This is a genomic window from Streptomyces viridosporus, assembly GCF_002078235.1.
GTDB lineage: Bacteria > Actinomycetota > Actinomycetes > Streptomycetales > Streptomycetaceae > Streptomyces > Streptomyces viridosporus.
This window is the reverse complement of the sequence record NZ_MSGP01000607.1, coordinates 1-7,334: the sequence shown is the minus strand read 5'-3', so window position 1 is coordinate 7,334 and position 7,334 is coordinate 1. Positions and strand designations below refer to the sequence as shown.

At 74.7% G+C, this 7,334-nt stretch carries 6 protein-coding genes; 3 read left to right on the top strand and 3 right to left on the bottom strand.

Translation table 11 applies throughout. The features are described from left to right. Positions 1-122 precede the first annotated feature (122 nt). From B7L92_RS34125 to B7L92_RS34115, 3 genes are read right to left on the bottom strand one after another with little or no spacing between them, the layout of a single operon-like run. Complete coding sequence (locus B7L92_RS34125) at positions 123-953, bottom strand: sugar phosphate isomerase/epimerase family protein (protein WP_081241115.1); 831 nt, start codon at positions 951-953, stop codon at positions 123-125. Next, complete coding sequence (locus tag B7L92_RS34120; protein ID WP_081241114.1) at positions 950-2,101, bottom strand: dihydrodipicolinate synthase family protein; 1,152 nt, start codon at positions 2,099-2,101, stop codon at positions 950-952. The genes B7L92_RS34125 and B7L92_RS34120 overlap by 4 nt, the downstream gene beginning before the upstream one ends. Continuing rightward, the gene (locus B7L92_RS34115; protein ID WP_081241113.1) at positions 2,098-3,249 is read right to left on the bottom strand and encodes a Gfo/Idh/MocA family protein; all 1,152 of its coding nucleotides are present in this window, start codon (positions 3,247-3,249) and stop codon (positions 2,098-2,100) included. The genes B7L92_RS34120 and B7L92_RS34115 overlap by 4 nt, the downstream gene beginning before the upstream one ends. Before the next feature lie 279 nt (positions 3,250-3,528). On the opposite strand from B7L92_RS34115, the gene B7L92_RS34110 reads away from it, so the two are divergent. The 3 genes from B7L92_RS34110 to B7L92_RS34100 all read left to right on the top strand — a co-directional run bounded on the left by B7L92_RS34110 (position 3,529) and on the right by B7L92_RS34100 (position 7,190). Further along, positions 3,529-4,575 carry a LacI family DNA-binding transcriptional regulator gene (locus B7L92_RS34110; RefSeq protein WP_081241112.1) on the top strand — a complete coding sequence of 349 codons (1,047 nt, stop codon included), beginning with the start codon at positions 3,529-3,531 and terminating at the stop codon, positions 4,573-4,575. Positions 4,576-4,959: 384 nt separating this feature from the next. Next, complete coding sequence (locus tag B7L92_RS34105) at positions 4,960-5,760, top strand: sugar phosphate isomerase/epimerase family protein (protein WP_081241111.1); 801 nt, start codon at positions 4,960-4,962, stop codon at positions 5,758-5,760. A 191-nt stretch (positions 5,761-5,951) separates the two neighbouring features. Continuing rightward, entirely contained in the window at positions 5,952-7,190 is a 1,239-nt protein-coding gene (locus B7L92_RS34100; protein ID WP_081241110.1) for an MFS transporter, read from the top strand. Positions 7,191-7,334 lie beyond the last annotated feature (144 nt).

The window sequence follows — 7,334 nt, the reverse complement described above, 5'->3', positions numbered from 1 at the left end:
GCGCAAGCCGTGCGGTGCCGGCGAACGTCGGCGTCCTGTCCGGCACCGCACGGCTTGCGCTCCGTGCCCCTGTCCTTCTCCGCCCCGGCTCCCTCCGTGCGCGGGAGGGCTCCGCGCGGCCGCTACCCGGCGTGCTCCGCGAACCGTGCCGCCGTCTCGGCCAGCACCTCGCGCCCGTCCCGGGCCCACAGCGCGTCGTTGAACAGTTCGACCTCGATGGCGCCGGTGTAACCGGCCGCCTCCACGTACCCCTTCCACTCCCGCATGTCGATCGAGCCGTCGCCGATCTGGCCGCGGCCGTTGAGGACGCCCTCGGGCAGCGGGGTGGTCCAGTCGGCGAGCTGGAAGGTGTGGATGCGGCCCTGGGCGCCCGCGCGGGCGATCTGTGCGGGCGCGGTGTCGTCCCACCAGACGTGGTACGTGTCGACGGTGACGCCGGCCTGGTGGGCGGGGAAGCGCTCGGCGAGGTCGAGGGCCTGGGCGAGCGTGGAGACCACGCAGCGGTCGGAGGCGAACATGGGGTGCAGCGGCTCGATGGCCAGCCTCACCCCCTGCCGCTCGGCGTACGGGGCCAGCTCCGCCAGGGCGTCCGCGATGCGTTCCCGGGCGGCGCGCAGGTCCTTGGAGCCGGCCGGCAGGCCGCCCGAGACCAGGACCAGGGTGTCGGTGCCGAGCGTCGCCGCCTCGTCGACGGCGCGGCGGTTGTCGGCCAGGGCGGCGGCCCGCTCGCCGGGGTCGACGGCGGTGAGGAAGCCGCCCCGGCACAGCGTGGTCACCGTCAGGCCCGCGTCGCGCACGAGCTCGGCCGCCGCCTCCACCCCGTAGGCCTGGACGGGTTCGCGCCACAGTCCCACGCCCGGCACGCCCAGGTCCCGGCAGGCGGCGACGAGGTCCGGCAGCGGCAGCTGCTTGACCGTCATCTGGTTGATGCTGAAGCGCGCGAGGTCGGTCACGGGGTCACTCCGTACAGGTGCAGCAGGGTCCTCATCCGTTCCTCGGCGAGCTTCGGGTCGGGGAACAGGCCGAGACCGTCGGCGAGTTCGTAGGCGCGGGCGAAGTGCGGCAGGGAACGGGCCGACTGCAGGCCGCCGACCATCGCGAAGTGGTCCTGGTGGCCCGCCAGCCAGGCCAGGAAGACCACGCCCGTCTTGTAGAAGCGGGTGGGTGCCTGGAAGAGGTGGCGGGAGAGTTCGACGGTGGGGTCGAGGAGGGCGCGGAAGCCCTCCGTGTTCCCCGTGTCCAGCACGCGGACCGCCTCGGCCGCCAGCGGGCCGAGCGGGTCGAAGATGCCGAGCAGGGCGTGGCTGAAGCCCTGCTCGTCCCCGGCGATCAGCTCGGGGTAGTGGAAGTCGTCGCCGGTGTAGCAGCGCACGCCGTGCGGGAGGCGGCGGCGCAGGTCGACCTCCCGCCGGGCGTCGAGGAGCGAGATCTTGACGCCGTCGACCTTGTCGGGGTGGGCGGCGATGACCTCCAGGAAGGTCCCGGTGGCCGCGTCCAGGTCGGCGGAGCCCCAGTAGCCCTCCAGCGCCGGGTCGAACATCGGGCCGAGCCAGTGCAGGATCACCGGCTCGGCGGCCTGGCGCAGGAGGTGGCCGTACACCTCCAGGTAGTCGTCGGGGGACTGTGCGGCGGCGGCCAGCGCGCGGGACGCCATCAGGATGGCCTGCGCGCCCGACTCCTCGACGAGCGCGAGCTGTTCCTCGTACGCCGCCCGCACCTCGGCGAGCGTGCCGGAGGTGATCTGGTCGGTGCCGACGCCGCAGGCGATCCGGCCGCCCACCGCCTTCGCCTCGGCGGCGGAGCGGCGGATCAGCTCGGCCGCGCCCGCCCAGTCCAGGCCCATGCCGCGCTGGGCGGTGTCCATGGCCTCGGCGACGCCCAGCCCGTGCGACCACAGGTGGCGGCGGAAGGCGAGGGTGGCGTCCCAGTCGACGGCCGCCGGCGAGTCGGGGGTGGTGTCGGCGTACGGGTCGGCGACGACGTGCGCGGCCGAGAAGACCGTGCGGGAGACGAGGGGGGCTCCGGGCGTGGGGGCGAGGGGCTCGGTGCGGGGTTCGTAGGTCCGCAGCCGGCCGTGTTCGTCGGGCAGTCGGACGGTCACAGCGCGATCTCCGGTACGTCGAGGCGGCGGCCCTCGGCCGAGGACCTCAGGCCCAGTTCGGCGAGCTGGACGCCGCGGGCGCCGGCCAGCAGGTCCCAGTGGTAGGGGGCGTCGGCGTAGACGTGCTTGAGGAACAGCTCCCACTGGGCCTTGAAGCCGTTGTCGAACTCCCCGTTGTCGGGGACCTCCTGCCACTGGTCGCGGAAGACCTCGGTGGCGGGGATGTCCGGGTTCCAGACCGGCTTGGGGGTGGCGGAGCGGTGCTGGACGCGGCAGCCCCGCAGCCCGGCGACCGCCGAGCCCTCGGTACCGTCCACCTGGAACTCGACCAGTTCGTCGCGGTGCACGCGGACCGCCCAGGAGGAGTTGATCTGGGCGATCGCGCCGCCCTCCAGCTCGAAGACGCCGTAGGCGGCGTCGTCGGCGGTGGCGTCGTAGGGCTTGCCGTGCTCGTCCCAGCGCTGTGGGACGTGGGTGGCGGCGAGGGCCTGGACGGACTTCACCCGGCCGAACAGCTCGTGCAGGACGTACTCCCAGTGCGGGAACATGTCGACGACGATGCCGCCGCCGTCCTCGGCGCGGTAGTTCCAGGACGGGCGCTGGGCGGACTGCCAGTCGCCCTCGAAGACCCAGTAGCCGAACTCGCCGCGCACGGACAGGATGCGGCCGAAGAAGCCGCCGTCGATGAGCCGCTTCAGCTTGAGCAGGCCGGGCAGGAACAGCTTGTCCTGGACGACGCCGTGCTTGATGCCGGCCCCGTGCGCGAGGCGGGCGAGTTCCAGGGCGCCGTCGAGGCCGGTGGCGGTCGGCTTCTCGGTGTAGACGTGCTTGCCCGCCGCGATGGCCTTCTTGAGGGCCTCCTCGCGGGCGGAGGTGACCTGGGCGTCGAAGTAGACGTCCACCGTCTCGTCGGCGAGGACCGCGTCCAGGTCGGTGGAGAGGTGCTCCAGGCCGTGCCGCTCGGCCAGCGCGCGCAGCGCGGGCTCGCGGCGGCCGACCAGGATCGGCTCCGGCCACAGCACGGTGCCGTCGCCGAGGTCGAGGCCGCCCTGTTCGCGCAGGGCCAGGATGGAGCGGACGAGGTGCTGGCGGTAGCCCATGCGTCCGGTCACACCGTTCATGGCGATACGCACCGTTTTACGTGTCACGTCGTTCCCTTCGTACGCGGTCCGCGCGCCGCGTACGTCCAGCCCGTCGCCCGTCGGCCGCCGAGGGTGCGCGGTGACTGGTGAACGTGACAGCAAGCGCTTTCTATGTAGACAGAAGCTAGCCTCTGGACGAGGGTCCGGACAAGACCGCGGCGGGCCGGACTTGTTCGAGGGGGCGAACAATCGGGCGTGGGGCCGTAGGGTCTGCTCGGAACCACGGCCACGGGTGTGGGTGTGTACGACGGCGTACGGCGGGACGCGCGAGGCGGAGGACGAGGCATGACGGTGACCCTGGCGGACGTGGCGGCTCGCGCGCAGGTCTCCCCCGCGACGGTGTCGCGCGTGCTCAACGGGAACTATCCCGTGGCCGCTTCCACCCGCGAGCGGGTGCTGAAGGCCGTGGACGAACTGGACTACGTGCTCAACGGCCCCGCGAGCGCCCTGGCCGCCGCCACCTCCGACCTGGTGGGCATCCTGGTGAACGACATCGCCGACCCGTTCTTCGGGATCATGGCGAGCGCGATCCAGGCCGAGATCGGGGGGCCGGGCGGACGCGCGGGCGGGGAGAGACTCGCGGTCGTCTGCAACACGGGTGGCTCCCCGGAGCGCGAACTGACCTACCTCACCCTGCTCCAGCGGCAGCGGGCGGCGGCGGTCGTGCTGACCGGCGGGGCGATCGAGGGCGCGGCGCACCGGGCGGCCATGGACGCGAAGCTGCGCAAGCTGGCGGACGCCGGGACCCGGGTGGTGCTGTGCGGCCGGCCGCCGGCGCCGGAGGCCGGGGCGATCGCGCTGACCTTCGACAACCGCGGCGGCGGCCGGGAACTCACCGAGCACCTGATCGGCCTCGGCCACCGCCGCCTCGGCTACATCGCGGGCCCCGAGGAGCGCACGACCACCCGCCACCGCCTCGAGGGGCACCGGGCCGCGCTCGCCGCGCACGGCATCGAGGAGGACCCGCGCTGGACCGTCCACGGCCGCTACGACCGCCGGTCCGGTTACGAGGCCACACTGGAACTCCTGCGCCGGGACCCGACGTTGACGGCCTTCGTCGCCGCGAACGACACCGTCGCCCTCGGCGCGTGCGCCGCCCTGCGGGACTCCGGGCTGCGCATCCCCCAGGACGTCTCGGTCGCCGGCTTCGACGACCTCCCGTTCAGCATCGACGCGGTGCCGGCGCTGACGACGGTGCGGCTGCCGCTGGCGGAGGCGGGGGCCAGGGCCGGGCGCATCGCCATGGGCCGCGAGGAGCCGCCGCCGGGCGGGATCGCCTCGGTGCGGGGGGAGTTGATGGTGCGGGGGTCCAGCGGGGTACCGCGCGCTTAGCCGGTCCGGCGCTCCGGTGGCCCGGTGCTTCAGTACCCCGGCGCTCCGGCGCTCCGGCACTCCCGCACTCCCGCGCTCCCGCGCTCCGGAAGGCGTACCGTCCTCGGCGCTTCCCGGGCGGCCGTAGGGCGGGCATGGCGACGAGGGCGCGGGCACGGTGGCAGGGTGCGGGGCGCGGTGGGCGCGGCAGGAGCGCGGTGGGCGCGGCTCGGTGGTGGTGGGCCGGTGCCTTGCCCCTCGGGAGCCGCCGACCGGCGGCCCCGCAGGCACCCGCCGAGGCCTGAACCGGGCCTCCCCCGGAAGGCCGCCCCCGCCCGGCTTCGCTCGCGACACCCGCGTGACGAGGGGGATTCACCCCGGGGGTCGCGGGTACGTTCCCTTCTCATGAAGCTGGCGTTCTCCACCCTCGGTGTCCCCGGCCTGCCCCTGCCCGACGTGCTGCGCCTCGCGACCGAGCACGGCTACCACGGTGTCGAACTGCGCGCCCACCCCGAGGAACCGGTCCACCCCCGTCTCACCCCCGCCGAACGCGCCGACGTCGCCGCCGGGTTCGAGGCGGCCGGTGTCGAGGTCCTGGGCCTCGCCGGGTACTCCCGGGTCGCCGCGCCGGGCGACGACGGACCGGTCCTCGCCGAGATCCGCGCCCTGCTCGACCTCGCCCGCGACCTCGGCGCCCCCTCCGTCCGCGTCTTCCCGGGCGGCGCCCCCGAACAGAGTCCCGAGGAGGCGGACGCGACGGCCGCCCGTCGGCTGGGCACGGCCGCCGAGTACGCCGCCGACCTCGGCGTCCGCATCCTGCTGGAGACCCACGACTCGCACCGCACCGCCGCCGACGCGATGCGGATCCTCGGCCTGGTCGGCCACCGTCAGGTGGGCGCGCTGTGGGACGTGATGCACACCTGGCTGGGCGGCGAGCAGCCCGTGGAGAGCTTCGCGGCGCTCTCCCCCCACCTCGGCTACGTCCAGGTCAAGGACATCGCCTCCGCCGACGACACGACCCCGCTCCCCCTCGGCGCCGGTGTCCTGCCCCTGGCCGACTGCGTGGAGGTCCTCTCCCGCCACGGCTGGGACGGCTGGCTGTGCTGGGAGTACGAGAAACGCTGGTACGCCGACGCCGCCCCGCTCCCCGCCCTCCTCTCCCCCGGCCGCGCGCACCTGATCCGGCTCCTCGGCGAATCGGCCTGACGCACCACGTCGGCCCGGCGGCCGACCCCGCGGAAGCCGGCCGTCGGGCGGGGCCGCAGGAACCGGTCGTCGGGCAGGGTCGCAGGAGGCGGCCGTCGGGCGGGGCCGCGCCGAAATGACTGGCCCCGCACGCGCACGGCCGGGTAGCGTCCGCGCGTGCCTCAGCCCGCGCCCCTCCCCGCCGTCCCGTCATGAGTCTCACCCGCGTCCTGATCGACGTGCGTCCCCTGCGCACGTCCCCGGTCTTCCGGCGCCTGCTGATCGGACGGACGGTGTCCGTGCTCGGCAGCTTCATGACCATGGTCACCGTCATGTACCAGGTCTGGGAGATGACGCACAGCGCGGTCTGGAGCGGCGCGGTGGGTCTCGCGCAGGCGCTGCCGATGGTCTGCGTCGGGCTGTTCGCCGGGGCCTGGGCCGACCGGGGCGACCGGCGCCGGATCTACCTGGCCTCGACGACCGGCCAGGCGGTCTGCTCGCTGCTGCTCGCGGTCCAGGGTTTCACCGGGCACGTACCGGTGGCCGGAGTGCTCGCGCTGGTCGCGGCGCAGTCCGCCTGCGCGGCGGTCGGCGCTCCCGCGGCCGGGGTGTTCGTCCCGCGGCTGCTGCCCAAGGACCAGGTGGCCGCCGGGCTGGCGCTCCACCAGGTCACCGGCCAGGCGATGATGCTCGTCGGCCCCGCGCTCGGGGGCCTGCTGCTCGGCTGGTTCGGCATCGGCGTCTGCTACCTGCTCGACGCGCTGAGCTTCCTCCTCTCCTTCTACGGCGCGTTCGGTCTGCCCGCGCTGCCGCCCGAGGGGGAGCCGTCACGGGCCGGTCTGCACGGAGTGCTGGACGGGCTGCGCTTCCTGGCCGGCCACCGGGCGGTGCGCGGCGCGCTCGTCACCGATCTCGCCGCCACCGTCCTGTCGATGCCGGTCAGCCTCTTCCCGCTGGTCAACGACGAGCGTTTCGGCGGTGATCCGCGCACGCTCGGCCTGTTCCTGTCGGCCCTCGCGATCGGCGGCGTCCTGGCGTCCGCGCTGTCCGGTGCGGTGACCCACCGGGGCCGTCCCGGTTTCGTCATGCTCTTCGGCGCGGGCGTCTGGGGCGCCGCGCTGGCCGCGTTCGGCCTCATGACCGATCCGTGGGTGGGCCTGGGGCTGCTGGTCCTGGCCGGCGCGGCCGACGCCCTGTCGGTGCTCTCCCGCACCACGATCGTGCAGACCCGTACGCCCGACGCCCTGCTGGGCCGGGTCACGGCCGCCGAGACGATCGTCGGACAGGCCGGTCCGCACCTCGGCAACATGCGCGCGGGGCTGGTGGCCGGCGCGACCTCGGGCGCGACGGCCCTGGTGACGGGCGGCCTGCTGTGCCTGCTCGCGGTGGTCTACGTCGCCACGAGCACACCGGAGTTGCGCGTCGGCGCACCCGCGCCGGAGGCGCGCTGACCGACCGGCCGGACCGCCGCCCCCGGCGGACCGGGCACGGCCCCTGGATGTCGGCACGGCCCACCGACGTCGGCGGGGCCACCGATGTCGGCGGGGCCCGTGTCGCGGACCGCGCCCGGCGGACCGGGCGGTGCGCGACGGGCC

Bases quoted from the DNA above. Each gene is read 5' to 3' on its own strand.
- B7L92_RS34110 (WP_081241112.1), top strand. From the start codon at position 3,529: ATGACGGTGACCCTGGCGGACGTGGCGGCTCGCGCGCAGGTCTCCCCC.
- B7L92_RS34105 (WP_081241111.1), top strand. From the start codon at position 4,960: ATGAAGCTGGCGTTCTCCACCCTCGGTGTCCCCGGCCTGCCCCTGCCC.
- B7L92_RS34100 (WP_081241110.1), top strand. From the start codon at position 5,952: ATGAGTCTCACCCGCGTCCTGATCGACGTGCGTCCCCTGCGCACGTCC.